Source organism: Methanohalophilus sp. RSK (genome assembly GCF_003722075.1).
Classification (GTDB): Archaea; Halobacteriota; Methanosarcinia; order Methanosarcinales; family Methanosarcinaceae; genus Methanohalophilus.
Genome location: NZ_RDSK01000013.1, coordinates 1 through 25,762 on the forward strand (window position 1 = coordinate 1; position 25,762 = coordinate 25,762).

The window sequence follows — 25,762 nt, forward strand, 5'->3', positions numbered from 1 at the left end:
AAACAATGCCGACCTAATTGGTGCAATGAATATTGAACACAAAACACGAGATTACAGGTATATCCTGGAATCTCAGGGGTGCTTGTCAGCCACCCAGACGAATGCTTAATTGACATTCAAGCCCCTTCCGTCAGGGAGGGGTAGTTGACGACTCCCAAACCCTTTATTGCGGCTTGTGACAAGTTCATATATACGGAAAACCTGCGCAAGGAGGAAGATGTAGAAGGCACAGTAGATGAGTCGCCAATGCAGGTTCCGGGAAAATGGGATACCAACCGCCTCAAAGGCGACAGCAAGCTAGTTAAAATGCTAAGGGATGCTGTCGAAGATTCAGCTGAGGAAAGTGGCTGGGCTTTTCTGGGTAATGTGGGCAGCAATCTTGTGCAGAAACAGCCGGATTTTGATCCTCGTAATTATGGTTACAAAAAAATGTGGGATATTTTCCGGGCAATAGATCTTTTTGATATCGATGAAGTCCGGGCGGATAACTCCAGCAATAATCGGTTGATTTACGTAAAGGATAAGAAAAGTGATAGGAAATGATCTTTCTTCACAATTGTTTTATGGAATTGACTTTAGATACTTGATATGAAACTCTCGATTCTCTCAAGAGCTTCCTTGATGTTTTCCCTTGAGGCCGCATAGGCACATCTGAGATATCCATTTCCGGCCTTGCCGAATACATCACCCGGTATGGTAACCACCTGTTGCTGGGCAAGGAGTCTTTCGGCGAATTGTTCCGATGTCAGGCCTGTGGATGCAACAGACGGGAATGCATAAAAGGCCCCGCCCGGGTTGAAGCAGTCCAGGCCTATATTATTGAATCCTTTGACAATAAGTCTGCGCCGCCGGTTATATTCAGTGACCATTTTCTCCACTTCTTCCTCACCATTCTTGAGGGCCTCTATCGCTCCTACCTGTGCGGTTATGGGGGCACAAAGCATGCTGTACTGGTGTATGCGCATCATGGCTGCTAACACCGGTGCAGGGGCAAGTGCATAGGCCATTCTAAAACCGGTCATCGAATATGCCTTGGAAAACCCATTGAGGACTATGGTGCGTTCCCTCATGCCATCCAGGGCGGCAAAACATGTATGCCGTGCATCATAGGTCATCCTTTCATAGACTTCATCCGAGATGACCATTATATCATGTTCTTCAACAATGTCTGCGATGGGTTCCAGTTCCTTTTTATCCATCACAGCCCCGGTGGGATTATTTGGATAATTGAGCAGGATGGCTTTGGTTTTCGGAGTGATCGCTCTTTTCAGGTTTTCCGAAGTAAGCTTGAACTCGTCTTCCCTGCATGTTTGTACGGCAACCGGGTCTCCTCCTGCAAAAATGATTGCCGGTGCATAGGCAACGTAAGAGGGTTCCACAATTATGATCTCGTCACCCGGGTCGGTAATGGCACGCACCGCCAGGTCCAGTGCCTCACTTACTCCCGATGTCACCAGTATTTCGGATGTAGGATCATAGTATAATCCTTGCTTCTGGGTATAGGTCCTGGATATTTCGTCCCTGAGTTCTACAAGTCCATAGTTGGATGTGTAGGACGTTTCTCCCTGCTCAAGTGAATGAATACAGGCTTCCCGGATATGCCAGGGAGTAATATAATCGGGTTCTCCAACTCCGAGCGATATTATGTCCTCATTGTCGGAGACCATGTCAAAAAAGCGGCGGATCCCTGAAGGGGGTACCCTGTCCAGATAACTGGCTACAAAGCGTGAAGTGTCTGTCAGTTCTCATACCTCCATTAGGGGGAAACTGGCAGACGTTTTACATGTTCGGGCTCTTCCATGATCAACCCGTTTTCTTTGTATGTCTTGAGTACGAAATGAGTGGCAGTATTATGCACCTGTTCCAGAGTGGCTATTTTCTCTGCAACAAAAAAAGCGACCTGCTTCATGGATTTGCCACGGACAGTAAGGGCTATGTCATGTTCTCCTGAAAGCAGTCTGACAGAACGCACTTCGGGGAAACGGTATAATCTCTCTGCGATGGCCTGGTATCCCTGTTTGCGTTCCAGTGTTACCTTCAGTTCAATGATCGCATAGACATAATCTTCCCCGGCAAGTTCCCAGTCAATCACTGTTTTATATTTGCGGATTATCTTTGCTTTTTCAAGCTGATGGATTCGCTTCTGGACTTCTTCCGGGGTCATGTCAACAAGGGCGGAAATGTCCTCTGGGCTTGACCTGGCATCATTTTCCAGAATCTCCAATATATCCCTTGTTTGCCTGTCCATGCTCTTTGAGCCACCTGTATTTTTTGTTTATTTTGTAAGAATTGCGTTGACAACGCCATCCTGGCCCGGACGACTGGTGATCCTGGCATCTCCAAGTTCGGTCTTGATGATGCTTCCCTTTGTGAGTATGTTACGCCTGACGTAGTGCTCGTTGGCTTCGTTGTCGGTAACATTCTCGATTGTTGTGGTTACTGTCTTGCCAGTAGAGGGATCGGTGACATTGGCAATTTTTTCTTGGAGAAGCTTTATTTTCTGGGTGCCGCCCCTGGTCTTTACGGGTTTTCTTCTGGTTTCTGCGACATGTGTTTCTGCAGGTTCACTGCCGATTTCATATTTCCTCTTTCCGCGTGCTGTTTTTCTCTTGGCAGCTGTGGCCGTTCTCTTTGATCTTCCCTGGGATATCATGATTGGAACCTCTGTTTTGTGATTTAAATATAATACTAAGCTTTGCTATTAGGAGAATTCATTAATTGTAATATTGTATATGAACCTTTCGAATACAGCCTTCTCACGAGTTTGGATAATCATAAATAAGGCTTTTACTTATGATATTTATTATGCTTCGTGTAGTGTTTCTTGGTACCGGGGGAGCTCTCCCAACTGTGAACAGGAATCCCTCTTCTATTCTGGTCAACAGGGAGGGGGAGTTGCTCCTTTTTGACTGTGGGGAGGGTACCCAGCAGCAAATGATGCGTGCCAGAACTGGCATGATGTCCCTCTCTTCTATATTCATTACACATTTTCATGCAGATCATGTGCTGGGAATTCCTGGCCTTTTGCAAACTCTTTCTTTCCACGGCAGGGATGCTCCACTGACTATATATGGTCCTGCCTGGGTGGAACAATTTGTAAAATTGGTAGCACTACTTGGCTACTGCCGATTGAATTTTGAGATCAAAGCAGTACCTCTCGAAGCCGGGGACACTGTCCGCCGGGAAGGTTATGTGATTAATGCAATTGCAAGTGAGCACAGTGTTCCTTCCCTTGCCTATGCTCTTGTGGAAAATGAACGCCCGGGCAAATTTGACCGCCGTCGTGCTGAAGAGCTGGGTGTACCCGTAGGCCCCCTTTTTTCCCGTCTCCAAAAAGGGGTATCTGTAGAAGTAAATGGGAGGGTCATCCATCCGAATGAAGTGATAGGTCCCTGCCGCAGGGGGCGTAAACTCATCTATACCGGTGATACCCGTCCATGTGAGGCAATTATTAGAGCAAGTAAAAACGCTGATATATTAATTCATGATGGGACACTTGCACAGGAAAAAGCGGATTGGGCCCGTGAATCACTGCATTCTACAACAAAAGAGGCCGCAGACGTGGCACAAAAAGCAGAGGTAAAGTGGCTCATCCTGACCCATATCAGCTCGAGGTATACTGACGATTCTTCAGTGCTTCTGGAGGAGGCAAAAGAAGTTTTCGAAAATACCTGTGTGGCAGATGACCTGATGGAATTTGAAGTTCCCTATGGGAAATAATGAGGGAAGCACTCCTGTGCCTTTAAATGAAGGCCCAATCAATTTTCTCATCATTTTTGTCATAAAGGGTAACTTCGGCCTGCATCTCTTCCATCTGGCTGGGTAATTCTTTGACTCCCAGGTAAAGGGTATCCCCGGGTTTCAAATCCCTCTTCGGATCAGTGCGGGCAAAATAAACATTCCCTCCACTTTTTATTTCTTTGACCATTACTCCTTTCCATTTCAGGTTGTTTATTATGTTGACAACTTCGCACTCAAACCTGTCTGTTTCTTCTATTTCTGTCATTTTGTCACCTCTTCTCAGGCGTAAAGGTGGGTATTGGTTTCTTTTTTCTGCAACCCGGACGCAGTTTTTTCAAAATAATGTGCTTCAACTTTTTCCATGTCGTCCATTATTGCATGGTGAAGGGCACTTTTGAGGACTTTTTCCACGATGTCTCTTCCTGAAAGACCGTTGGTCAGTTTTGCAAGTTCACCCAAGTTAGCTTCAGCTTTTAGGGGGAATGTCTGTAGATTGAGTTCGATTATTTCTTTTCTTTCTTCTTTGCCAGGAAGTACAAACTCAATCTCCTCTTCAAAACGGCTCCTTACTGCGCTGTCAAGTACTGCTGTCCTGTTTGTGGCACAGATGGTGCACACTCCTTCTCTCTGGCTGATACCGTCCATTTCTGTGAGCAGGGCGTTGACGATCTCGGCTACATCGCCTCTGAGTTCCTGGTATCGCCTGTCAAGGGCAATCGCATCCAGTTCGTCTATGAAAATGATGCTGGGTGCAATTTCGCCGGCTCTTTCATACAACTGATGTATCTGGCGGGAGCCTTCCCCTACAAATTCTCCTATTAGTTGTGTGGCTTTGATCGGGAGGAATGCCACATCAGTTTTATTCGCAAGGGCTTTTGCGACCATGGTCTTTCCTGTACCTGATGGTCCATGAAACAGGATGTTACGGGGTGCCCATTTGCCAAACCTCTCAGGCTCTTCCAGGTATCTTTCGATGAGTTTGCATTTGCGTTTTGCTTTAACCTGTCCGACGATATCATCAAATGCAATTTCCACGGGATATTCAATATCCGTTTTTTCTTTCTCTTCCTGATTTACTACAATTGTTGTGGATTGGCCTATTATTGTAGCTTCAGGTCTTACTTCCTGGATTATGTATGCAAAATCAGGGAACATTCGGTGATCAAATAGATAATCGTTTTTTCGGGCAACGTAACCATTCCATTGCATTCTCGCATAACATTCGAAAAGTTCGGGTTCTTCGATGCGTGGATATTCTTCAATAATTCCACAGAGAGGATAGCCAATAGGTTGCAAAATTACAATTTCTGCAGTAGCTTCTTTTGCCTCGATTGCTTCCTGGGGCATTTTTTTCAGGGTAGAACGTTGTGCGGATCTTGCCATATTTTCTCCTTTAGGTCATATGGGTCATGTTGCAGTATTAAAGTTTATCCATAGGCTTTTCTTGTAAAATTAAATTTTAAAAGATCTGTTAGATAAAGTTATTTCCTTCTACTTTTTTCAGGATGCATATTGTTGTTGGTTTTATCTTAGTTAGATAGATAAATTTATATTTATTCTTCTTTGCATACTCATCTGATCGAAATGATAAAACATCTTGATTCAAAGAAAAGTCATGGTGATTCTGCTAGTAACGATTAATTTGATTTATGGGTTTGGATGAGTTAATTCTAAATTTATATATAATCAGATGTATAAAAGTTCAGATTTATAAGTTGTATGCCTATTACTATATATATGGAAACATACTATACAATAGCTTTTCAATTTAAATTGTGATCAAATCAGTCAGGTATTTTCCGGGAAAGGGAAATATATCGATATTTATAAAATCATATTTAGAGGTATTAAAGAATGGCCACAATTCTGGTAGTTGAAGACAACCCAATGAACATGGAACTTACAGTGGACTTGCTTGAGTCTTACGGATATGAAGTAATGCAGGCAGAAGACGGTTTACAGGCTCTTGATGTTGTAGAAAATAATATTTTTGATCTCATCTTACTTGATATGCAGCTGCCCAAAATGGATGGGCTTGAAGTTCTGGAAAAATTCAAAGAGATTGAAAACGCAAAAGATACTCCTGTAATTGCATTGACAGCACATGTAATGAGGGGCGATGATAAGAAATTTATTAATGCAGGATGTGCGGGTTACATATCCAAACCAATCGACATACATGATTTCCAACAAACCATTTCATCTTATGTCGAAAATTAATTATAGATATTCTGGAATTTCATTGGTGGATTAAAAATGCTTTTTGCAAGGGTCTTACTCTTGCATTCATTGCAATTTGAATTCTGCCTCTAACCTCTTTTCAATGTATTTTGGCATCTCTTCCAGGGATAATTCAATGCATTTAATGTACAGGGATTTGTTTTTTCATCATCCAATAGTTTTAATATCTATGTAACTTATCAAATGAGAAAATTAGCAGCATTTGAGGCAGGATTCATGGAACTTGATGAGAGAATTATTACCCGAGCGATAGTTGAAGAATTTACCAATGTTTTTCTAGACTATACTGATGTTGACGTGGCCCTGGTGGGTGGAGGTCCGGCAAACCTTGTTGCTGCACGTTATCTTGCAGAAGCAGGACTAAAGACTGTACTTTTTGAGAAGAAACTCTCTGTAGGAGGCGGTATGTGGGGCGGTGGCATGATGTTCCCGCGCATTGTGGTCCAGGAAGAAGCGCGCAGGATCCTTGATGATTTTGATGTGCCATATCATGAATATGAAGAAGGTTACTATGTGGCAAACTCGGTTGGTACTGTAGGTAAACTCATAAGTGCAGCGGTTTCTGCCGGAGTTGAAATATTCAATCTGGTAAGTTTTGAAGATGTTATGATACGGGATAACAATGAGGTATGCGGGCTTGTTATTAACTGGACAGCAGTTGAAATAGGCCGGCTTCATGTTGATCCTCTCACAATCCGTTCTAGCCTGGTACTTGACGGAACCGGACACGAGGCTACTGTATGCAATACTGTGCAGCGCAAGATTCCCGGAGCTTTTGGTGGCAAGGGGGTAGTGGGTGAAAAACCAATGTGGGCTGATACTGGTGAGCGTCTTGTAATGGAAAATACCCGGGAGGTTTATCCCGGTTTGATAGTTACAGGTATGGCTGCCAATGCAGTTGCAGGTTCTCCCCGGATGGGTCCTGTTTTTGGAGGGATGCTTCTCTCTGGTGAAAAGGCCGCACAGCTTGCAATTTCTCGCCTGAAAGACTGATCTGGAGAAAAGTTTATCTTATTGAGCAGAAGAATCCTTCTTTGAGGGAGGGGGGAATGAATGCTTTCCCCCTGATTTAACATAATGTTTAAATAGTATTGACACTAGCATAGTCCATCACCTTCGGAACGAGGGGAAGGGCTTGTGGACTTGTGAACAATAGTTCAAAGTATGAAGCAAGAAGCACCATGCGTAAGCGTGGGGTAGTTCACGAGAAATACATCTATAGGATGTCCTCGCGTAGGACATTCTCAATATGCCGGGGTAGGGTAGCGGTTATCCTGTAGCCCTGTGGAGGCTACGATCTGAGTTCGATTCTCGGTCCCGGCCCCATTTTCTTTAATTTTCACAGGATTCTTGACATTTTTTAAAAGCATTAATTGTCTATTTCGAATTCAGGATAAATTTCAGAATTATCCATTAATTCTTCGTAAGCATCGTGCTTGGGGCTTATTATTACAATATGGGCTGGTGGATGTATTTTCCTCAGTTTGTTTATCGCAGAGCCGGCATTATTTTCCAGACCCACAAGTGCTGCAAACTTACAATTTGAACGCAAGGGTACACCCACAACCTTTACAAGAATAGTGTCTGCATAGTTTGGTTCGATACGTTTTGGACAGGAACTGAACTTCATGCTCCCGTATTGCTGCAAATCGTGCAGCGCAATCCTGACTTTGTTTTTATCTTCTCCCCTGATTACTGCAAAGGATTTCATACAAACCCCCCATTGAAGGCTTTGTAATTAACTAAATCATACAACTATATCAATTTTTGTATTGTTTCAGGAAATGATGGGGAATTATTTCCCCATTTCACGGGAGCGTTTTGCAGAAGCCATCACTGCATCTGTGAAAGCCGCCCTTACTCCGTTTTTCTCAAGTGCATGAACTCCGTGGATGGTTGTCCCTGCAGGAGAGGTCACCATGTCCTTGAGCTCTGCTGGATGTTTTTTTGTTTCAAGGACCATCTTTGCTGCGCCTAGTACTGTCTGGGCTGCCAGTTTTTGTGCACTTTCCCTGTCAAGTCCTTCAAGCACACCACCGTCCGCCATGGCCTCGATTACGGGAAAAATATATGCGGGCCCGCTCCCGGAAACTCCTGTAACCGCATCCATGAGATGTTCAGTAACAAGAGCAGCAGAACCCATGCTTGAAAATATTTCCATTGCAACTTCTGCATCTTCTGCGGATGCATTTTTTCCTGCACTAACTGCAGAGGCTGCTTCACCGACGGTTGCGGCAATGTTTGGCATCACACGAATTACTCTTGTATCTTCATGTAATTCCTCTTCAATAGTGGATGCAGGAACTCCTGCTGCAATTGAAATTATGAGTTTATTTTCGTTGATATGGTCTGCAAAACCTCTCAGTACATTGCGCAGTATCTGGGGCTTGACTGCCAGGATGATGAGGTCTGAATTATCCACTGTATCAAAGTTATCTGTTGAAACGTTAATTCCAAGTTCATCTTTAAGGGCCTGCAGTGCAGGTTCATAAACATCGCTGGCATAGATATTTGCAGGTTTAGCTTTTCCTGCACTTATTATGCCTCTTAGCAGGCTTTGCCCCATCTTGCCGGTCCCTATTATGCCGACTTTTTTGTTTTCAAGGTGCATCATATCACTTCATTTTTTCTTGATAGTTACTATGTCGCCAAGAGTAGTACCCTGGTTCAGGGTATTTGTATCCCAGTCGTCTTCTCCCACTTTCTCGGTGAGTTCGATATCAAGGGCATGTTCAAGCTTTGTACGTACCGAGTCTTCGGGTACGATGTCTCCCTTCTCGATCTTTTTGATCAGGGATGCTTTTTCTTTTATCTTGGAAGCAAGTTCTTCCTGAGTAAGGCCTTTTGCTTCCCTGGCCTCTCTTATGGTTTGTTCGTATTCGTCTATGAGTTCTTCTGTAGGAGCAGTTACCGGGTTCTTTTTGGGCTTTGAACTCTTTTTGATCCCCTGCCGCACAGGAGCATTCTTTCTGGATACCGGTTTCCGGGTGCTTACTGATGTTCCGTATTGTGAACATCGGTTGCAGGCGTTGAGTTCGCTTCCCTCGACATTTACCTTAAAAGGCTCCCCTTTTATTTCTGCACCACATATTTCACACTGCATAAAAAATCATCTCTTACATGGAAGCTGCCATGCCTCTTTTCGAAAGTGCTATATACCTATGGACTTAAATATTATTCGGAGCTATATGAACGAAACCAGTGATGATACGGTGAATCAGGGGAATTACGGATTTAAAAATATGTCCGATGTAGAATATGATTATATGGGTTCTGAAGGAGACGAAGACTTTTCAAAGTACCTTCGGGACAGGATGAAACAACTTGAATCCCGCAACAGCAAACTTAAAGAGCAGTGTGACCAGATTGAATCTGAAAAAAAGAATGTTGAATCCCAGAAAGTGAAGTATGAGCGAGAAGTTCGCAAACTTCGCTCTGAGATCAACAAGCTTAAGACTGTTCCTTTGATCGTGGCAAATATCATTGATGTCATTGATTCCAATAAAGTATTGATACGCAGCAGTTCGGGCCCCCAGTTCATGGTGGGAGTTTCCCAGTACATAGATGAGTCCAAATTGATTGCCGGTGTCAGGGTTGCCCTGAACCAGCAGACCCTTTCTATAGTGGACGTTCTCCCTTCGACAGAAGAACCGGAAGTTTCAGCAATGGAAGTCCTGGAATCCCGGGATATAAACTATGAAGATATCGGTGGATTGGATAATCAGATCCAGGATATTATCGAATGTGTCGAACTACCGCTCATTAAACCCGAATCTTTTGAACGTGTGGGTGTGGAACCTCCTAAAGGTGTGCTCCTGCACGGGCCGCCGGGTACCGGTAAAACAATGATGGCAAAAGCGGTAGCCCATCGTACTGACGCAACTTTTATCCGTGTTGTGGGCTCGGAACTTGTGCAAAAGTACATTGGTGAAGGTTCCCGGCTGGTCAGGGAAGTTTTCGATATGGCAAGAAAGAAAGCTCCCAGCATTATTTTCATAGATGAGCTCGATGCCATTGCAGCAACCCGACTGAGTGATACCAACGGTGCCGACAGGGAAGTACAGCGCACTCTAATGCAACTTCTTGCAGAGATGGATGGATTTGAGAACCGGGGCGATATCCGTATAATTGCAGCCACCAACCGGGTAGATATTCTGGATCCTGCCATTATCCGTCCGGGTCGTTTTGACAGGATGGTCGAGGTCCCGATGCCGGATAAAGAAGCCCGCAGTTTGATCCTCAGGATTCATTCCAGAGGCCTTTCCCTTGCCCGGGATGTGGACTTTGACAAACTTGCCACACTTACAGAAAACTCAAGTGGTGCAGATCTGCATGCACTGACTACCGAGGCCGGCATGTTTGCTGTGCGCAATGATCGTGATAGTGTGACAATGGCTGACTTTATGGATGCCATCGATAAGGTCCTAAAGCCCCGACAACCTCAGGTTAATGAGCATCCGGGCGCAATGTTTGTTTAAAAGGGGGTATACCCTTTTCTCCTTTTCATATAAAACCGGAAATAAGGATTCTGGGTATTGATGATTCAGCTCTTATAAGTGAACGTATACTTGTGGTAGGGACTTTTTTCAGAGGGGGAATGTGGCTTGACGGAGTGTTATCCACCTATATTACCAGGGATGGTATGGATGCTACCGATTCGTTAATAAAGATGATATCAGCCAGCAAACACAGGGATCAGGCGCGTGTGATAATGCTGGATGGAGTCACATACGGTGGTTTCAATCCGATTGACATCGTGCGCTTAAATGAATATACAGGAATGGGTGTGATTGTGCTGATGCGCTCGCTGCCTGATTTTGAGAACATAAGAAAAGCTCTATCTCATCTGGAATACCCGGATGAAAGGTTTGCGATAATAAAAAAAGCAGGCAGGATATCCCGGGTGGTAACTTCACATTCCCGGACACCGGTTTACATCCAGTGTGCAGGCATCGATGAAATTTCCGCCATCAGGATAGTCCAGTTAAGTGCCACCCATAGCAATATCCCTGAACCTTTGAGGGTTGCACATCTCATTGCCACCGGTATTATTTGCGGTGAATCCTGTGGCAAACCCTGATGTGTTTAGTCCTGAATTGAAGCCAGTACTATTGTCTCCCCTCTTTCCAGCAGTTCTTTTGCCTTTTGCTCCGTTTTAGCTTCGGCAAACACCCTGACAATTGGTTCGGTACCTGAAGGGCGTATCAGTAACCACCCGTCTTCATACCATATCTTGAAACCATCAGTGGTATCAATCTCAATTCCCTCTTCCTGTACATCGATGGCTACGTTTTCAAGGGTCTTTTTCAGATCACCACATTTCACTTTTGTTTTGGCATTGTGGTACTCTGGAACATTTGCAGCCATATCTGAAGGTTTCACTCCCGCTGCCATTATGTCGAGCAATTTAGCGCAGGCCATTGCACCATCCCTGCAATACTGGTGTTCGGGGAAAATAAGCCCCCCATTCCCCTCTCCGCCAAACACGGCATCTACTTCCATCATCCTGCGTGCTACATTAATGGATCCGACAGCTGTCCAGTGGAGTTCCACCCCCGCATTTTCTGCAATGTCCAGCATGCGCCGGGATGAACTGACCGGTGTCACGATTGGGCCCTTTTTACCGGAGATCACATATTTTGCCATCATGGAAAGTAGTATTTCTTCATCAATGAAAGTTCCATTTTCATCAAAGAAGACTGCCCTGTCTGCATCCCCGTCCTGGGCAACTCCCAGGTCAGCATCATAGTTTTTGACAATATCCCTGAGCTCTCCCAGTACATCGGGTGTCGGCTCGGGATTTCTCCAGGGGAATGTACCATCCGGCTGGGCGTTGATAGTAATGACCTCGCATCCCAGTTTACGCAATAAGAGGGGGAGTGTAAGAGAACCTGCACCACATCCTGTATCTATGGCCACCCGGAATCGCTTTGCTCTGATCTCTGTGGAATTGACCGATGAAATTATTCCATTGATGTAGTAATCATTGGCATTATAATCCAGGTTCAGTTCACCTGTCAGGTTCCAGTTAGCAGTGTGGAATTCGCCGGTATTGTAGATATTTTCGACCTTTTTCTCCCCTTCCCTGGAAAACTCGGTACCATCTGCGTCTATAAGTTTTATGCCGTTGTATTCCCGGGGATTGTGGGATGCAGTAATAACAATCCCTGCATCTGCATGGTCGCGCACATAATACTGGACAGACGGGGTGGGGCAGGTTCCAATGTCGATAATTTTTATGCCTGCTGAAAGTAAACCGGATATTGCAGCTGCTTTTAGCATCTCTCCTGATATGCGTGTATCTCTTCCGATTGCTACGGTCTTGCCTTCTCCCAGATAGGTTCCCAGACTTCTGGCAAGGTCTATTGCAAATTTAGGTGTGATGAATTCGTTAGCTATACCACGTACTCCGTTGGTTCCGAACAGACCCATTTGTAAACTCTCCTACTTGCTATACTAGATGCCACTTTACTATTTTAGGTTTATCAGGAGGTTGGTCTATCACCAAGAATTATATTTAATGAATTCCAATCTATGGACCATGCTAATGAAAGATGAAGGCAGGCTTGTAATCTGGCTGGCTTCCATAGATCGTTCCAAAAGCAGGAATGAAGGAAGGATTATATCTCGCAAAAGTTCAGTAAAGGAGCCGAGTCTGGAAGAGATGGAAAAGGCAGCTGCGTCCCTGGATCTTAATCCCGAGGTTCAAAAAGACAAAGCTTATCCACGTTCCTGGTGGGAGAAAAGCGGACGTATCATGGTGGATAAGAACGAATCCAGATCTACCACAGCAAGACAGATATCTAAAACAATAAAAAAAGATAGACAGGGCTGAATGCCCCTTTTCTTTATAATGGATTACATTTTATGGCCAGGTACCATAACTGGCACTTAATAGAATAACAGCAGCTCCACAAAGCAATCCAAAGACTATAACTGCTTTTGGGTCCAGGTGGATTGCCCTTTTGTCCTCTTCATAATATCTCATAAGACCGGCAGAAGACATCAATCCGTTGTCACTCTGTTTCTTTTTTCCCATATTCTTCCAGCTCTTTCCTTTTGTTTACTTGTATCCTGATTGTATTTTATACTTTGAACTACTCCACGCTTACGCATGGAGATTCCTACGATTTGTCATATCATTCATAGGATGTATTTGGGATACATCAAATGTCAATAATCCTGTTTGTCGTAGATTATGAGCAAAATGTTCATAGCCTGTCCAGATGGCATAATTGGATAGGTAACGTATCATGATATTGATAGCACTGTTTCTATCTCTATCAATAACGTTACCACAATCACATGTCATATCACGTCTATATAATGGCATATCATGTTATTTTCCACAAACATAACCTGTTTTTAACGTATATCTCTCATCAATTTTAACTACTTGTTTACCTATAAGTTCTGCTTTATAGGTGAGAAATTCGATGAAACGTGATAGATAACCATTGCTTTGTGTAGAACGATATAAATAACTTATGCAATTGTGTTATTATACCACGGCTTTCATCCCCTCCCTTACGGAAAGGGGCTTCTCGCCTATTGAGTTAAAAGCTTGCGCTCTCAGGTTCTTACTTCATCTAGCAGGAACGGGGGCCTGAAGATTCCTTTTTCTGTAATTATCGCCTCAATATATTCCATCGGCGTGCTGTCAAAAGCAGGATTGATCACCGGTACATCTTCGGGTGCTATCTGTACTCCCTGCATGTAGCGCAATTCATCAGGATCCCGCTCTTCTATCTTCACGCTACCTTCCCAGCCCTTGAAATCAAATGTCGAGGCAGGAGCTGCCACATAGAAAGGAATTTCGTGTTCCATGGCCACGATCGCATGGTTGTAGGTTCCGATCTTGTTGAATACAGCATCTTCTGTAATGCGGTCTGCCCCGACTATCACCTTGTCCACAAGCTCGTGGCGCATTACATAACCACTCATGGAGTCCGAGATAAGTTTGACCGGGATATTGTCCTGCATCAGTTCCCAGGTCGTAAGCCGGCCTCCCTGGTTCAAAGGCCGGGTCTCACATGCGATCACATTGATATCTTTTCCCTGTTCCACAGCGGAGCGTACCACTCCCAGGGCCGTGCCCCAGTCCACACAGGCCAACCTGCCGGCGTTACAGTGAGTCATAACGGTATCCCCGTCTTCCAGCAGGGAAGCACCATGTTTGCCGAGAGTTTTGTTGATCTGTACATCTTCATCTGCAATGGCCTGTGCTTCGTTGAGAGCTATATCCCGTATGCCTGCGGTGTCGTAGGCCTCTGAGACCGCTTTTATCACCCGGTTTACTCCCCATCCCAGGTTTATAGCTGTGGGTCGGGTGGCCAAGATGATCCGTGCGGCATTTTTGAGATCTTCCAGGAGGCTTTCCATGTCATTTGCACTGCTGAGTTTGCTGGCAAGGGCAATACCATAGGCACCTGCTGCTGCCAAGGCGGGTGCTCCCCTGACACGCAATGATTTGATTGCTTCACACAGCTGGGCCAGATTTTCACATTCGATTTCCCTGTATTCGACAGGCAACAGGGTCTGATCGATCATTCTCACGGTAGAATTCTCAGCATTCCATTGAATTGTTCTCATTATGTTTCACTCTGGTGATAATTAATTAAGGCTGGTTGAGATATTTTACACCTTTATATATATCTTCCACCTAAATACACATCCATGGTCAGTTCAAGGGCTATTCATGATCCTGTGCATAAAACTATCCTGTTAACTCCTCTCCAAAAGGAACTGGTGGAAACTCCTCAGGTGCAGAGGTTACGTTCCATCCAGCAGCTCGGTCTTGTTGATATCGTTTATCCGGGTGCAAAGCACAGCCGTTTTGAGCATAGCCTGGGTACCATGCATATGGCATCCCTGATGGCCGATGCCCTGTCTCTGCCACAAGAGGATAAAGTGAAAGTAGAAGTTGCAGGTCTTTTGCATGATGTGGGTCATTCTGCATATTCTCATGCCGTGGAAGATGTCCTGAAGCGCAATCCCGATATTAAGCCACAATACGGTGGTATAATTAGGGAAAACCACGAAGCTTTCAGTGAATATGTCATAAGGAATTGTTTTGCAAACAACGGTAATATTGCAAGAATAGTTGAGACAGAGCTGGGCCAGGATCCTGTTGATTTTTTCGATCAAATCGCCCTCATGGCAACAGGTAAGTCCTCTCTTCTGGATAAGCCCTATCTGGGACAGTTAATATCCGGTGACATAGATGCGGATCGGATTGATTTTTTGCTTCGTGATTCGTATCACACCGGCATATCCCTGGGATTAATAGATGTGGATCAGATAATACAGAACCTGAGCATCCGCAATGGCAATATCGTACTGGGTAAAAGGGATGGCTGCAGTTATGATGAAGATATGACATTGACGGTTGCTGAATCAATGCTCATAGCACGTGCACATCACTATAATGCTATAGTTCATCATCCTCATACCCAGTCTGCCAGGATTATGTTATTGAGGGCTCTTGAAAATGCTCTGGCTGTGTTTGGGGAAAAGAAGGATGCAGAATCTGTGAATAACGAGGTGGGTTTGTTTTTCACAGAATATAATGATGCTGACTTGCTCTATTTCATAAAAACATATGGCAACGATCAGGCACAACAGCTGATCAGTGCAGTCCTGGCAGGAAATATCTGTGACCCAATTGTACGATTTAACCAGAAAACCCTCAACCCGGCAACCCGGATGGCCCTGTCTACAATCGCCCGGCATGGTGTGGCCAAGAGGATGTTCGAGGAACAGCTTGAAAAGAGAATAGGGGACGTTTTTGTAGATTTGAGTGTTGCCAGTGGAGTGCCTCGCAGTACAAGGGTTGTTGTGAACGGTGAGGATAGTTTCTTTTACGATGAATCCGCCCTTGCAAATGGTCTGGTCAGGGCAATTTCCAGGCAACTGTCACTGGTTGTTTTTTCTCCGGTTGATGGTGTCGGATGCCCCGAAGCTGCACAGCTTAAGGATGTTGTAGGTGACACTGTTGATACCCTTTCTCCCCAGTTGCTGAGATTTATACGCCAGGAAAATTACCTGCCCATAGAGGGGCTGGTATTGTTGTTCTATACTGTAAATTCAATCTTCTGGAAAGAGGAAGATGGCTTTGTCTCGATTCCCCGCTTACGCAATATAACCTGGATATATCGCATGGTCCAGCGGTTCAGTGAAGACGTAAGACTTCGTAACCTCTTTGACTATAATTTCCACCGGGATTATGGTTTTCCTTACAGCAACAGGGTTTTTGAGGACATCCAGCTGCTCGTGGCAATGGGCATTGTGGATGAAGACCTGCGTTATTATGAAAAGGATAACAGGTTCCACCAGCGCTATGAGTATGTCCTGACGATGCACGGAGTTAAATATGGAAAACAACTTTCAGAAGCCTACAGCCGTGAATTCAGGGAACTTTCAAAGGTACTCAGGCAGGATAAACACTCTATCCCCCGGGATATCGTAACAATTCCTGCCCGCCGTTATCAACAACCCTGAGGTGTATGTATGAAAGAAAATGAAACAGTACTTTTGCGCACCCGTCATAAAGATAAATTCCGGGAATATTTGACCACAGTTTCGGGTAAACAGTTCCACTGCGAATTTGGTATTGTTGAAACGGCTGATTTGCTGGATATAAATCCCGGAGGCACCATTGTGTCCCATATGGGTCAGCAATTCTCTGTGATCAGGCCCCGGGCCCCGGATATGTTCAGGCTGGCAAAACGCACGGGGGCACCTATCATGCCCAAGGATGTGGGCCAGATCATTTCGCATGCAGGTATAAATTCTTCTGACAGGGTCCTCGAAGCCGGCACAGGCAGCGGTGTGCTTGCCATTTATCTGGGTTCTGTAGCAAAGGAAGTTATCAGCTATGAGATACGTGAGGATTTTGTGAAGAATGCCCGGGCCAATTTGTCCATGGCAGGTCTTTCCAATGTGGAAGTTCGATGCGGGGATATTGTGGATGTGATGAAACAGGGCAGTGATTTTTTCGATGTTATAGTACTTGATATTAAAGGTTCGGCAGAATCTGTCAGGTATGCCTGTTCTAGCCTGATTGCCGGAGGTTTCCTTGTTGTTTATTCACCTTTTATTGAACAGGCAAAAGCCGTATATTTGGAAGCAGTGAAGGCAGGATTTTACAGTGTACATACTCTTGAATGTCTGGAAAGAGAGTTATCTGTATCCGAGAGAGGTACAAGACCCGCACCGGCACGTGTGGGTCACACCGGTTATCTGACCTTTGCCAGAAAATGATCAAGAGTAGATTTATCTTTTTTATTTTCACATAATGTTTCAAGGCTAATGATTCTGGAGTATAGGAAACTCAATTTGATTAATTTAATATAGGTTCTATTCATTAGTTCATTTCGATTAACGTGTCTGATAATGGATTATGGAAAAAGGATGCTGAATCAATCAGGAAACCTTTAGAAGATGGGCACAGGATTGCTCTGGAAAAAGGTATTAGTGAAACAGCTATAATTGACTTTAGTTCAACATCCAATCCTCTGGGCAGTCCTTTTGATTATCCGGATTGCAAACTCTGCCTGAAGGATATTTTTTCCCGTGTGGAATCTATGTATTCACACTTTCCTGATAATGAATATTCAGAATTAAGGTCAAGTGCTGCCAAATATTTTGGAAATAATATCTCTGCTGATAATATTGTTCCTGCTCTGGGAGTTGAAGATGTAATACGCATGGTGTTTTCCTCAGTAATTGAAACCGGGGATACCGTTCTTCTGAACAGGTCTCAGAATCCGGCCAATGAAAAACATTGCATAATCAGTGGTGGGGAAGTGAACTATGTTTTTGAGGACGACTTAAAAAACATATCGTCAGCTTTGCTTAAAAAGGCAAAGATTATTCTCCTAACCAATCCGGACAATCTTTTCGGCCAGCTTTATTCAAAAAGTGATTTAATTTCTCTTCTGCAACGCTGTAATGACCATTCTACCCTGCTGGTGGTTGATGAGAGTCTGATAGACTTTACGGCTGAATCCGTCACAATGGTTGGTGAAGTATCTCATGATACCAATCTGTTGGTGATCCGTTCCCTGAAAGACACCTTTTCGCTTCCCGGAGCAGGGATTGCTTTTGGTATTACTAATGAGAATTTTGCAGCAATTTTGAACAGGGTACGCAATCTCTTCAACCTGGGTTTGCTGGAAGAGGCAACGGCTCTTTCCTTGCTGGATATGCAGGAAGAACTGATTAATACCTATTTGCCTGCTTCCAGACAATTCGTCCGGGAAAACCGCCGCTACCTTATGGAGCGCCTGAGTAAGGTGCGGAAATTCAAGACATATGAAAGCAATACATCCTTTGTCCTTGTTGATGTAAGCGCTGCAAGTCTCGATTCGGTCGAATTGACTCGCAGACTCGCTGAAAAAGGTCTTCTTGTAAGGGATTGTTCCGACTTTTATTCCCTGGACCGTAATTTTATCAGGGTTTCGGTGAGGCCGAAAGAGGATACTGATAGACTTGTGGAAGCTATAGGGACCGTTGTAGTTGACAGTGCCCGGGATAGTGCCATGGAGAATCTTAACCAGATACTGGAAGAAGAACCTGTCAGGCCTCTTGGTGCGAACAGGGCATGTCCCTATTATCCCTGCCATTTCAAAGGGCAGGATTGCACTTTCTGCTTCTGCCCCTTTTATCCCTGCGGGGATGAGTGCACAGGAGGCAGGTGGGTCTGTCGCTCAAGCGGAGGCAAGGTGTGGAGTTGTGAAAAATGTGGCCTGGTTCACCAAAAACCAACTGTCCGGAATCTGCTTGATGTCCTCAAAGGTGAAGGAGAGATGGAAGACAAACTCAAAAAAGCCTGGGATGAGGTAATGGAGCCCCTATTATGATGGACTTTATTTATGCCGGTTATATGCATATGATTTATGTGCTTTTATTTGCTGTGTTAATTGATCTTGCAGTAGGGGAACCTCCGGCTCGCCTGCATCCGGTGGTCTGGATCGGGACATTGATTGGCATTTTCAAAAAGCACATTCCTTCATCGGGAAGAAAAGCCTATGGTGTTTTCATGGGTATTACATGCATTCTTTTTGCATCCCTTATTGCCTATGTTGTACTTTTAGTATCGAGTCAATCCCTGGTGCCTGAACTTGTGGGTATAGTTATTGAGGCCTATTTCCTCAAAAGTACTTTTGCTATCCGCAGATTGTTATTTGCCGGAGAAGAAGTTGCATCATCTCTGGAAGTGGGAGCCCTGGAGGAGGCCAGGAGACAACTTTCTATGTATGTAAGCAGGGACACATCAAAACTTGGTGGCTCTCATGTATCTTCTGCTGCCATAGAAACCGTATCCGAGAATTATGTAGATTCTATTCTCTCTCCCCTTCTCTATTATTCTGTAGCAGGCCCCTTCGGTCTGATAGCAGCTTATGCCTTTAAAGCCGTAAGTACCCTTGATTCCATGGTTGGCTACCGTGATGAGGCACACAGGGAAGTTGGTTTCTTCTCGGCAAAACTGGATGATGTACTTAACTGGATTCCTGCCCGGATCTCCCTGTTTTTCATCTGGGTGGCTGCATTTTTCCTGAACATCCTGCCAAAAAATATGTCTTTTGATCCTTCAGGTGCATGCTACTGTTCAAATAACGATTGCAACGTTCCGGATTCCCCGAATTCCGGCTATCCAATGGCAGCAGTGGCCGGTGCTATAGGTGTCAAACTGGAAAAACCGGGAGTTTATGTGCTGGGGCAGGGGCTTGCATCCCCGGGTGCGGAATCTATTAAAAGGGCAAACCGGCTTGTAGAAGGAGCGGCTCTTATAGCTATAGCGTGCTTTTCACTTGTAATTTATGTTTTTACTAACTTCATCTGGAAATTTATATAATCTGGTCAAAGTGATACTATGAAATTGTCTGATGTAGAATCCAGGAATACAAAAGGAGAACAGCCCGAAGAAGCTGATACCGGTTATATTTATGATATTATGGATATCCTGAAGGAGGAGGGTATTACTGAAGAGGCACTTGTGGAAGCTTCAATGGGACTTTACACGCCTCATCCGGGAATCGAGACTCGTGAAAAGGCAGAAGCCCTTTTTATCAGGGAACTTCGTCTTGCGATTTCCGATCCCAATCTTTGCATGTTGATCTATTCCGGTATCCTGCTTGAAAGAGAGGGTCGCAATGGGACACTGCCTAACATAAGTCGTGATTCCTATGAAAGGGACCTGACCTTCCTGATAGCTGATGAGGTACTGGGGATGAGCATTTCCAAATATATCAGTGGGGACAAGGGAATGTTTGAGTTTGTCAGGTTCGACAAACAAAAACCGGGTATACTTGCAGAACTCGGTCCTTTCATGGATGATGTCATTGGTGGACTTATCGGAGGCGTTTCTGCCAATATGTATACCAGGGGAATGGCAGAGATTGACAACTCTAAAAAAGAAGATGATGAAAAGTCGACGGTGGTGTGATAGCCGGATGAGCGGATTTCTACTTGCAGTCAGGACGGGTTTTGGTTTCTTATCGACAATTCCCGTGGGAATTACCATGGAAGGCCTCGATGAACTGGTTAAACGAAGTTACCTGTTTGTCTTTACGGGTATTATACTGGGTCTTTTGATTGGCATGTTTACAGGAATTGTGGAGTATGTGTTCCCTGCAAATATTTCCGCAGCCCTGGTTATTGTTTTTATTTACTATCTAACAGGTCTCAATCATCTGGACGGGCTGTCTGATTTTGGTGACGGGTGTACTGCTCACGGTTCCCTTGAAAAGAAGATCAAGGCCCTTAAGGATATGTCGCTGGGCATAGGCGGGGTGGCATATTGTGTCATCGGCCTGATTTTGCTCTATGCCAGTATTTCCTCTCTTCAGCAGCAGATATACATTACCGGAGGTATATCATCGCTGCCTCAGTGGGCACTTTTGCCCCTGTCCCTGCTTGTGGCGGAGATCGGTGCCAAACAGGGTATGCTCACAATAGCAGCTTTTGGCAAATCGATCCATGAAGGCCTGGGTTCCATGGTTATCGACAAAACAGATATCGGTAAATACCTGACTGGCCTGGTAATGGGTGGTGCTGTATCTGTTCTCGGGTTGGGTTTAATTGGTTTGATAGGTTTTGTGGCAGCCATAATGGGAGCTTTCGGAGTTCTCAATGTTTCTAACAGGCATTTTGGTGGTGTCAACGGGGATTGTATCGGTACTGCCAATGAAATTGCCAGGCTTACTTCCCTGATTGCCATCACTCTTGCAATAATGGCTATCAATACAGGTTACGGAGGTCTTTCATGGATGCTTTTATAATGGCTGGTGGTCAGGGTTTGCGTCTGGGTATGGGTGAGAAACCCTGTGTGGATATTCTGGGTAAGCCCATGGTATGTTATGTTGTGGATGCCCTGGAGGAGTCAGGGAGCATTGGTGATGTTTATGTGACAGTGTCCCCCTTTACCCCTCACACCGAAGAAGTTGTACAAAATTGCTATGGAGGTAATGTCGAAACCATTGATACTGCCGGCGATAATTATGTTGGCGATATGGTTTATGCTGTGGAACAGGCAAAAGTTGCAGAACCCCTGATGGTAATCATGTCCGACCTCCCTCTGATAACAGCCGATCTTATCGATTCCATTGTGGAAGAATATTACAGGTGTGGAAAACCTTCAATGTCGGTATTTATACCCCTTTCTCTGTGTAAAAAGGTAGGTTTGCGCCCGGATACCGTTTTCAATTGGAGTGGAAACCTCATAGTCCCCACCGGGATAAATATCCTTGACGGAAGCAAAATCCGGGAGGAACAGGTATATTATAATTATCTTCTGGAAGACCCTGAAGTAGCCCTGAATGTCAATACTGCAGAGGATCTGCAGCGCTGCACTGGTATTCTGGAAAAGAGGTAGAATAAATAATTCGGGGTTGTCTATGACAAATTGTGTCAATATTAAGGGCAAGGATTATTCTCTGGATACATTAGGGCTGATTGTGGGTACGCAGAACTTGGATATCACAAATTCTTTCCCTGAAGAATATCTCTTATTGTGTGAAGTTGTGGACAATCCCTTTATTCTTCCCTTTTTCCTGGAGAAATTCTATACTATGGACATAAAGGACCCTGAAAATCTCCGTTTGGCATTGTGGAGGGTACAGGTTGATTCTGACCTGCGTCTCGGGGAGGACATAAGTAAACATCAGCAACGCAGCTATGTCACGCGTACACTGGAAAAATTACTTTTCAGTGAGGTGTTGCTAGAAGTTGTCGAAGAACCGGATACGTCTGATGAAAGCGGTTTTTTATTAACTTCAGGGGAAGATACATGAATTTTTATATAAGGAATCCCCTATTTTATATGTAACCCCAGTTTGACAGTTTCAACTCTATCTTGAAGAAACCGTCCCCTCTTTGAACCCCAAAATTTCACTTTTTTGTCAGGAAAACCCATTTGACAATGTTAAATAATTCACGTTAATTTCTACGATTTCATCCTTTTTTGCCTTAAAATCAGTGTATTTATGGCATCAAAATTAGCGTAAATGTACCTTTTTGCCTTATTTTTCATGTAATCCACGGTAACTGTCAAATTCAATAAGCTATTTTTAATGAATTTTGTAGACTTGGATTTGAGTTCATCGTACTCATATCGCATCAGTGATATGAACAATTGTGCAATGAACCCAATTATCTGTCAGTTTGTAACTTACAAGGGCTTTGAGCAAGTTGTTGATATCAATTCCATTCTTTTTGTGTTTACCAAAAACTGAAGGAAGATCGAGGATTTCGTAAAGTTGGTTTACAGCCAGAACGGTTCCAATAGGAAAGCATATATTCTTGTCAGGAATAATCTCATATGTTCTTAGTTTTTGTTGCATTTTTCGTCGAATACAGCAAGGCTAAGAATACTATTATTACTTTTGACTGTCAAAGTCGGGCTACAAAAGCTCTGAAAATACCTCGATATAATTGATTTTCCTTGAATTCAAGTTCCAAAGCACGATCCCACCACAGGTGCCTGTCGCAGAGGCAATGATGGCTCTGGTTATGGCGGATCACATGATCAGAAGCGGGCACATTGCAGCGGATACGCTGCTGAAGGAATAAAAATAGAAAAGCACCACCACAGAAGTGGTGCAATAGAAATGTAAGTCAGGAGAAACACCCGTTTCCCCTTACGCCGTTACTGCTTCGTTCTTCTGTACATAAACCCTGCCAATCCCAGCACAGCAATGCCAATTCCTGCCGTGAATCCCGGAAGACCGGTATCCTCCTCAGCGGGAGCTTCAGGTGTTTCTTCCTCAACAGGTTCAGACTCTGGTTCCTCGACAGGTTCGGATACTTCCACGAGTTCATCCCCAATTATCTTGAATACAGAAAATCCAGTCGTCTGGGCTGTGAAGTGCAGGAACTCATCGTCTTCTCCTACCTGATTGGTTGGCAGATCGTTCCATGCATCCTCATGGTACCTTGTCATGCGAATGGTGGATGGATCTATATTGTTTTCATTTATCCATTCCCTGCTAACCTTGAACCTGATCAGGATGTTGTCAGCATTCTCATTCGAGATGGTCCCCTCACTTCCAACAGTGAGACTTACTACTTGGTATGGCTGACCATCCGAAGGATCATCCTCTACATCGTCTGGCATCTGTTTGAGTACCTGCACGTTGGTGACGACATTGCCTTCATAGCTATTTGCATCAAAGCTGATACCGAGTACCGGTCCCTCCCCACCCGAGAGATCATATTCCACGTTGTCACCTGCGAGAACCTTCTTTATTGCAGAATCCGTGGATGCAACATTCGATGGCGTGTTGCTCTGACCGACGGATGCACGGCTTCCGCTACTACTTTCTCCACTACTGGCAGGTGTAGTTGTGTCCGGTGCAATCAAGGGCAGATAGTCCACATGACCTGATGCAATGCTATATGTCTCATCACATATAGCATCACCATCCACATCGGTATCATTGACCTGGCTGAACCCTGTACCAGTTGGTGTAAGCCAGTAGTTGCCACCAAGATACGAACCTCCTGCGATGCTCGTGCCTGAGGTCTTTGTGGTATTCCAGACATTGCCAGTGTTGGTTCCGTCAACATTAATGTTGTCAGAGTTGTTGAAGAGATTGTTGTAGATGAAATTGTTGTTGGAATCAGATAGATAAATACCGTAGTCACCATTGTCCAACGCCGTGTTGCTTGTCAGCGTGTTGTTGTTGCTGGAATCCTTCAGATAAATACCGTTGTCACTATTGTCCGACGCTGTGTTATTGGTCAGCGTGTTGTTGCTGGAACTGTCTAGATCAATACCGTCGTCACTATTGTTCGACACTGTGTTGCTTGTCAGCGTGTTGTTGTTGCTGGAAAAGCCTAGATCAATACCGTCGTCACTATTGTTCAACATAGTGTTGCTTGTCAGCATGTTGTTGCTGGAATAGTCTAGATCAATACCGTCGTCACTACTGTTCGACATAGTGTTGCTTGTAAGCGTGTTGTTGCTGGAAGAATCCAGAGAAATACATTCATAATTACTTGACACTGTGTTGTTGGTAATATTTGAGTCGGTTGAATTGTAAAGGAAAATACCATTCACATTATTTGAGAGGGTTAGATCCTCGATGGATATATTTTGGCAATTGATACAATATACAACACCAGCATTCGTGGATGAATCAATTGTAATGTCACTATTATTCACAACATAATAAATAGGTTTACTATCCACAGTGTTACTTGTGTTAATGTCATTAAGCATCTCCAACATGTTGTCACCCACAACTCCAAAATTGTACGTATTGTTTGACATCGTGTTGCTGATCAGCGTATTGTTGCTGGAACCAGATAGATAAATACCGTTGTCAGTATTATTCGACACCGTGTTGCTTGTAAGCGTGTTGTCGTTGCTGGAACTAGGTAAAAAGATGGAACTATATATATAGATGCCGTTGTCAGTATTGTCCGACACCATGTTACCGGTCAGCGTGTTGTTGCTGGAAGTAGATAAATAGATGCCTTCGTCACTATTGTCCGACACCGTGTTACCGGTCAGCGTGTTGTTGTTGGAACTATATATATAGATACCGTCGTCAGTATTGTTCGACGCCGTGTTGCCGGTCAGCGTGTTGTTGCTGGAAATATCCAGATAGATGCCGCGATAATTACTCGACGCCGTGTTGCCGGTCAGCGTGTTGTTGCTGGAAATATCCAGATAGATGCCGCGATAATTACTCGACGCCGTGTTATTGGTCAGCGTGTTGTTGCTGGAACTAGATAGAAAGATGCCGGAGTTATAAACAGATGTAGCACCACTCACATTGAACCCGTTGATGGTCACATCATCAGCAGTGACAAAGAACACAGAATCAGATGATGATACAGCAGTAACATTCGTAACGGCAGCACCATCTGTTGAAGTGATGTTCAGTTGCTTATTTACCTCCACGTTCTCATTGTACGTGCCGGGATACACCCGGATGGTGTCGCCTGCACTGGCGGCAGTAATTGCATCCTGGATGGCAGTGTGATTCTGATCACCGCCATCATCAACTGTAATAATTGCCGCAGCCGCTGGGTGGGTTGCGATGGTGAGCAATGACAATACAAATATCAATACTAACAGGCATTTCAGCCTGGATGAGTGGGATCTATCCATGTTGAATCATTCCTAGATAGATTATAGTGTGATGCTTAATATATATATATTGAATGTCTTACAACATTTTGTGACATCTTGAACAAAAACAGAGTTTCGATCAAAAAGTGTAGGAAATCTTTCGGAGATACTGTGAACAGAATAACATTTATAAAGAAA

At 44.3% G+C, this 25,762-nt stretch carries 29 protein-coding genes, 1 tRNA gene and 1 pseudogene; 16 read left to right on the top strand and 15 right to left on the bottom strand.

Annotated features, from left to right (window positions below):
* Positions 1-144 precede the first annotated feature (144 nt).
* Complete coding sequence (locus tag EFE42_RS06015; RefSeq protein WP_233564745.1) at positions 145-543, top strand: OST-HTH/LOTUS domain-containing protein; 399 nt, start codon at positions 145-147, stop codon at positions 541-543.
* A 32-nt stretch (positions 544-575) separates the two neighbouring features.
* On the opposite strand, the gene EFE42_RS06020 is transcribed toward EFE42_RS06015, so the two are convergent.
* The 3 genes from EFE42_RS06020 to EFE42_RS06030 all read right to left on the bottom strand — a co-directional run bounded on the left by EFE42_RS06020 (position 576) and on the right by EFE42_RS06030 (position 2,653).
* On the bottom strand, positions 576-1,667 hold the full coding sequence (locus tag EFE42_RS06020) for an aminotransferase class I/II-fold pyridoxal phosphate-dependent enzyme (RefSeq protein WP_233564746.1): 1,092 nt from the start codon (positions 1,665-1,667) through the stop codon (positions 576-578).
* Positions 1,668-1,756: 89 nt separating this feature from the next.
* A complete protein-coding gene (locus tag EFE42_RS06025) occupies positions 1,757-2,248 on the bottom strand; it encodes an Lrp/AsnC family transcriptional regulator (RefSeq protein WP_123136406.1) in 492 nt (163 codons plus the stop codon).
* A 27-nt stretch (positions 2,249-2,275) separates the two neighbouring features.
* A complete protein-coding gene (locus tag EFE42_RS06030) occupies positions 2,276-2,653 on the bottom strand; it encodes a 30S ribosomal protein S8e (protein WP_123136407.1) in 378 nt (125 codons plus the stop codon).
* Between the two features lie 152 nt (positions 2,654-2,805).
* On the opposite strand from EFE42_RS06030, the gene EFE42_RS06035 reads away from it, so the two are divergent.
* On the top strand, positions 2,806-3,720 hold the full coding sequence (locus EFE42_RS06035) for a ribonuclease Z (protein WP_123136584.1): 915 nt from the start codon (positions 2,806-2,808) through the stop codon (positions 3,718-3,720).
* Between the two features lie 22 nt (positions 3,721-3,742).
* On the opposite strand, the gene EFE42_RS06040 is transcribed toward EFE42_RS06035, so the two are convergent.
* Together EFE42_RS06040 and EFE42_RS06045 are read right to left on the bottom strand one after the other, a co-directional pair.
* Positions 3,743-4,006, bottom strand: a complete 264-nt coding sequence (locus tag EFE42_RS06040; protein ID WP_123136408.1) for a hypothetical protein — start codon at positions 4,004-4,006, stop codon at positions 3,743-3,745.
* Positions 4,007-4,020: 14 nt separating this feature from the next.
* Positions 4,021-5,124 carry an AAA family ATPase gene (locus EFE42_RS06045; protein ID WP_123136409.1) on the bottom strand — a complete coding sequence of 368 codons (1,104 nt, stop codon included), beginning with the start codon at positions 5,122-5,124 and terminating at the stop codon, positions 4,021-4,023.
* Positions 5,125-5,595: 471 nt separating this feature from the next.
* Between EFE42_RS06045 and EFE42_RS06050 the strand changes: the two genes are divergently transcribed.
* The 3 genes from EFE42_RS06050 to EFE42_RS06060 all read left to right on the top strand — a co-directional run bounded on the left by EFE42_RS06050 (position 5,596) and on the right by EFE42_RS06060 (position 7,308).
* On the top strand, positions 5,596-5,961 hold the full coding sequence (locus EFE42_RS06050) for a response regulator (protein WP_123136410.1): 366 nt from the start codon (positions 5,596-5,598) through the stop codon (positions 5,959-5,961).
* A 237-nt stretch (positions 5,962-6,198) separates the two neighbouring features.
* The gene (locus EFE42_RS06055) at positions 6,199-6,975 is read left to right on the top strand and encodes a sulfide-dependent adenosine diphosphate thiazole synthase (RefSeq protein WP_123136411.1); all 777 of its coding nucleotides are present in this window, start codon (positions 6,199-6,201) and stop codon (positions 6,973-6,975) included.
* A 258-nt stretch (positions 6,976-7,233) separates the two neighbouring features.
* Positions 7,234-7,308 (top strand) — tRNA-His (locus tag EFE42_RS06060).
* A gap of 43 nt (positions 7,309-7,351) precedes the next feature.
* Here EFE42_RS06060 and EFE42_RS06065 read toward each other — a convergent pair.
* The 3 genes from EFE42_RS06065 to EFE42_RS06075 form a co-directional block, all read right to left on the bottom strand.
* A complete protein-coding gene (locus EFE42_RS06065) occupies positions 7,352-7,693 on the bottom strand; it encodes a DUF356 domain-containing protein (protein ID WP_123136412.1) in 342 nt (113 codons plus the stop codon).
* An 84-nt stretch (positions 7,694-7,777) separates the two neighbouring features.
* Positions 7,778-8,593: a pyrroline-5-carboxylate reductase gene (gene proC / locus EFE42_RS06070; protein WP_199724102.1), complete on the bottom strand. Its 816-nt coding sequence runs from the start codon at positions 8,591-8,593 to the stop codon at positions 7,778-7,780.
* Positions 8,594-8,602: 9 nt separating this feature from the next.
* On the bottom strand, positions 8,603-9,085 hold the full coding sequence (locus EFE42_RS06075) for a multiprotein bridging factor aMBF1 (protein ID WP_123136414.1): 483 nt from the start codon (positions 9,083-9,085) through the stop codon (positions 8,603-8,605).
* A gap of 85 nt (positions 9,086-9,170) precedes the next feature.
* Between EFE42_RS06075 and EFE42_RS06080 the strand changes: the two genes are divergently transcribed.
* Complete coding sequence (locus EFE42_RS06080; RefSeq protein WP_123136415.1) at positions 9,171-10,460, top strand: proteasome-activating nucleotidase; 1,290 nt, start codon at positions 9,171-9,173, stop codon at positions 10,458-10,460.
* 8 nt (positions 10,461-10,468) lie between these two features.
* Positions 10,469-11,062, top strand: a complete 594-nt coding sequence (locus tag EFE42_RS06085) for a DUF99 family protein (protein WP_123136416.1) — start codon at positions 10,469-10,471, stop codon at positions 11,060-11,062.
* Between the two features lie 5 nt (positions 11,063-11,067).
* Here EFE42_RS06085 and glmM read toward each other — a convergent pair whose 3' ends face one another.
* Positions 11,068-12,414: a phosphoglucosamine mutase gene (gene glmM / locus EFE42_RS06090; protein WP_123136417.1), complete on the bottom strand. Its 1,347-nt coding sequence runs from the start codon at positions 12,412-12,414 to the stop codon at positions 11,068-11,070.
* A 115-nt stretch (positions 12,415-12,529) separates the two neighbouring features.
* Between glmM and EFE42_RS06095 the strand changes: the two genes are divergently transcribed.
* Complete coding sequence (locus EFE42_RS06095) at positions 12,530-12,817, top strand: signal recognition particle protein Srp19 (RefSeq protein WP_123136585.1); 288 nt, start codon at positions 12,530-12,532, stop codon at positions 12,815-12,817.
* A 30-nt stretch (positions 12,818-12,847) separates the two neighbouring features.
* Here EFE42_RS06095 and EFE42_RS06100 read toward each other — a convergent pair whose 3' ends face one another.
* The 3 genes from EFE42_RS06100 to EFE42_RS06110 all read right to left on the bottom strand — a co-directional run bounded on the left by EFE42_RS06100 (position 12,848) and on the right by EFE42_RS06110 (position 14,574).
* Entirely contained in the window at positions 12,848-13,021 is a 174-nt protein-coding gene (locus EFE42_RS06100; RefSeq protein WP_123136418.1) for a preprotein translocase subunit Sec61beta, read from the bottom strand.
* 300 nt (positions 13,022-13,321) lie between these two features.
* Positions 13,322-13,471, bottom strand: coding sequence for a zinc ribbon domain-containing protein (locus EFE42_RS10885; RefSeq protein ID WP_370448675.1), 150 nt, complete (start codon positions 13,469-13,471; stop codon positions 13,322-13,324).
* Positions 13,472-13,554: 83 nt separating this feature from the next.
* A complete protein-coding gene (locus EFE42_RS06110; RefSeq protein ID WP_123136419.1) occupies positions 13,555-14,574 on the bottom strand; it encodes an S-methyl-5-thioribose-1-phosphate isomerase in 1,020 nt (339 codons plus the stop codon).
* 84 nt (positions 14,575-14,658) lie between these two features.
* On the opposite strand from EFE42_RS06110, the gene EFE42_RS06115 reads away from it, so the two are divergent.
* The 8 genes from EFE42_RS06115 to EFE42_RS06150 all read left to right on the top strand — a co-directional run bounded on the left by EFE42_RS06115 (position 14,659) and on the right by EFE42_RS06150 (position 22,277).
* Positions 14,659-16,482: an HD domain-containing protein gene (locus EFE42_RS06115; RefSeq protein ID WP_123136420.1), complete on the top strand. Its 1,824-nt coding sequence runs from the start codon at positions 14,659-14,661 to the stop codon at positions 16,480-16,482.
* A gap of 9 nt (positions 16,483-16,491) precedes the next feature.
* Positions 16,492-17,244, top strand: a complete 753-nt coding sequence (locus EFE42_RS06120; protein WP_123136421.1) for a tRNA (adenine-N1)-methyltransferase — start codon at positions 16,492-16,494, stop codon at positions 17,242-17,244.
* Positions 17,245-17,366: 122 nt separating this feature from the next.
* Positions 17,367-18,845, top strand: coding sequence for an aminotransferase class I/II-fold pyridoxal phosphate-dependent enzyme (locus EFE42_RS06125; protein WP_123136422.1), 1,479 nt, complete (start codon positions 17,367-17,369; stop codon positions 18,843-18,845).
* Positions 18,842-19,840 carry a cobalamin biosynthesis protein gene (locus tag EFE42_RS06130; protein WP_123136423.1) on the top strand — a complete coding sequence of 333 codons (999 nt, stop codon included), beginning with the start codon at positions 18,842-18,844 and terminating at the stop codon, positions 19,838-19,840. The genes EFE42_RS06125 and EFE42_RS06130 overlap by 4 nt, the downstream gene beginning before the upstream one ends.
* A gap of 18 nt (positions 19,841-19,858) precedes the next feature.
* On the top strand, positions 19,859-20,431 hold the full coding sequence (gene cobZ / locus EFE42_RS06135) for an alpha-ribazole phosphatase CobZ (protein WP_123136424.1): 573 nt from the start codon (positions 19,859-19,861) through the stop codon (positions 20,429-20,431).
* Between the two features lie 7 nt (positions 20,432-20,438).
* Positions 20,439-21,266: an adenosylcobinamide-GDP ribazoletransferase gene (cobS, locus tag EFE42_RS06140; RefSeq protein ID WP_123136425.1), complete on the top strand. Its 828-nt coding sequence runs from the start codon at positions 20,439-20,441 to the stop codon at positions 21,264-21,266.
* Positions 21,251-21,859: an NTP transferase domain-containing protein gene (locus EFE42_RS06145; protein WP_123136426.1), complete on the top strand. Its 609-nt coding sequence runs from the start codon at positions 21,251-21,253 to the stop codon at positions 21,857-21,859. Before cobS ends, EFE42_RS06145 begins: the two co-directional genes overlap by 16 nt.
* A gap of 22 nt (positions 21,860-21,881) precedes the next feature.
* A complete protein-coding gene (locus EFE42_RS06150; RefSeq protein WP_123136427.1) occupies positions 21,882-22,277 on the top strand; it encodes a hypothetical protein in 396 nt (131 codons plus the stop codon).
* Positions 22,278-22,429: 152 nt separating this feature from the next.
* Here the strand turns inward: EFE42_RS06150 and EFE42_RS10765 are convergent.
* From EFE42_RS10765 to EFE42_RS06165, 3 genes and pseudogenes are all read right to left on the bottom strand, one after another.
* A pseudogene (locus EFE42_RS10765) lies at positions 22,430-22,639 on the bottom strand (IS1634 family transposase); the annotation flags it as partial.
* The gene (locus EFE42_RS06160; protein ID WP_123136428.1) at positions 22,593-22,826 is read right to left on the bottom strand and encodes a hypothetical protein; all 234 of its coding nucleotides are present in this window, start codon (positions 22,824-22,826) and stop codon (positions 22,593-22,595) included. The pseudogene EFE42_RS10765 and the gene EFE42_RS06160, both read right to left, overlap by 47 nt.
* Before the next feature lie 305 nt (positions 22,827-23,131).
* Positions 23,132-25,603: a NosD domain-containing protein gene (locus EFE42_RS06165; protein WP_123136429.1), complete on the bottom strand. Its 2,472-nt coding sequence runs from the start codon at positions 25,601-25,603 to the stop codon at positions 23,132-23,134.
* Positions 25,604-25,762: the final 159 nt, after the last annotated feature.

Excerpts from the sequence above, each read along its gene's own strand:
- EFE42_RS06115 (WP_123136420.1), top strand. The coding sequence starts at position 14,659 with ATGGTCAGTTCAAGGGCTATTCATGATCCTGTGCATAAAACTATCCTG.
- cobZ (WP_123136424.1), top strand. The coding sequence starts at position 19,859 with ATGAAATTGTCTGATGTAGAATCCAGGAATACAAAAGGAGAACAGCCC.
- EFE42_RS06040 (WP_123136408.1), bottom strand. The coding sequence starts at position 4,006 with ATGACAGAAATAGAAGAAACAGACAGGTTTGAGTGCGAAGTTGTCAAC.
- proC (WP_199724102.1), bottom strand. The coding sequence starts at position 8,593 with ATGCACCTTGAAAACAAAAAAGTCGGCATAATAGGGACCGGCAAGATG.
- EFE42_RS06165 (WP_123136429.1), bottom strand. The coding sequence starts at position 25,603 with ATGGATAGATCCCACTCATCCAGGCTGAAATGCCTGTTAGTATTGATA.
- glmM (WP_123136417.1), bottom strand. The coding sequence starts at position 12,414 with ATGGGTCTGTTCGGAACCAACGGAGTACGTGGTATAGCTAACGAATTC.
- EFE42_RS06030 (WP_123136407.1), bottom strand. The coding sequence starts at position 2,653 with ATGATATCCCAGGGAAGATCAAAGAGAACGGCCACAGCTGCCAAGAGA.
- EFE42_RS06075 (WP_123136414.1), bottom strand. The coding sequence starts at position 9,085 with ATGCAGTGTGAAATATGTGGTGCAGAAATAAAAGGGGAGCCTTTTAAG.
- EFE42_RS06130 (WP_123136423.1), top strand. The coding sequence starts at position 18,842 with ATGATGGACTTTATTTATGCCGGTTATATGCATATGATTTATGTGCTT.
- EFE42_RS06160 (WP_123136428.1), bottom strand. The coding sequence starts at position 22,826 with ATGCAACAAAAACTAAGAACATATGAGATTATTCCTGACAAGAATATA.
- EFE42_RS06120 (WP_123136421.1), top strand. The coding sequence starts at position 16,492 with ATGAAAGAAAATGAAACAGTACTTTTGCGCACCCGTCATAAAGATAAA.
- EFE42_RS06065 (WP_123136412.1), bottom strand. The coding sequence starts at position 7,693 with ATGAAATCCTTTGCAGTAATCAGGGGAGAAGATAAAAACAAAGTCAGG.
- EFE42_RS06050 (WP_123136410.1), top strand. The coding sequence starts at position 5,596 with ATGGCCACAATTCTGGTAGTTGAAGACAACCCAATGAACATGGAACTT.
- EFE42_RS06045 (WP_123136409.1), bottom strand. The coding sequence starts at position 5,124 with ATGGCAAGATCCGCACAACGTTCTACCCTGAAAAAAATGCCCCAGGAA.
- EFE42_RS06025 (WP_123136406.1), bottom strand. The coding sequence starts at position 2,248 with ATGGACAGGCAAACAAGGGATATATTGGAGATTCTGGAAAATGATGCC.
- EFE42_RS06100 (WP_123136418.1), bottom strand. The coding sequence starts at position 13,021 with ATGGGAAAAAAGAAACAGAGTGACAACGGATTGATGTCTTCTGCCGGT.
- EFE42_RS06095 (WP_123136585.1), top strand. The coding sequence starts at position 12,530 with ATGAAAGATGAAGGCAGGCTTGTAATCTGGCTGGCTTCCATAGATCGT.
- EFE42_RS06055 (WP_123136411.1), top strand. The coding sequence starts at position 6,199 with ATGGAACTTGATGAGAGAATTATTACCCGAGCGATAGTTGAAGAATTT.
- EFE42_RS06035 (WP_123136584.1), top strand. The coding sequence starts at position 2,806 with ATGCTTCGTGTAGTGTTTCTTGGTACCGGGGGAGCTCTCCCAACTGTG.
- cobS (WP_123136425.1), top strand. The coding sequence starts at position 20,439 with ATGAGCGGATTTCTACTTGCAGTCAGGACGGGTTTTGGTTTCTTATCG.
- EFE42_RS06080 (WP_123136415.1), top strand. The coding sequence starts at position 9,171 with ATGAACGAAACCAGTGATGATACGGTGAATCAGGGGAATTACGGATTT.
- EFE42_RS06150 (WP_123136427.1), top strand. The coding sequence starts at position 21,882 with ATGACAAATTGTGTCAATATTAAGGGCAAGGATTATTCTCTGGATACA.
- EFE42_RS06145 (WP_123136426.1), top strand. The coding sequence starts at position 21,251 with ATGGATGCTTTTATAATGGCTGGTGGTCAGGGTTTGCGTCTGGGTATG.
- EFE42_RS06020 (WP_233564746.1), bottom strand. The coding sequence starts at position 1,667 with ATGGTCTCCGACAATGAGGACATAATATCGCTCGGAGTTGGAGAACCC.
- EFE42_RS06110 (WP_123136419.1), bottom strand. The coding sequence starts at position 14,574 with ATGAGAACAATTCAATGGAATGCTGAGAATTCTACCGTGAGAATGATC.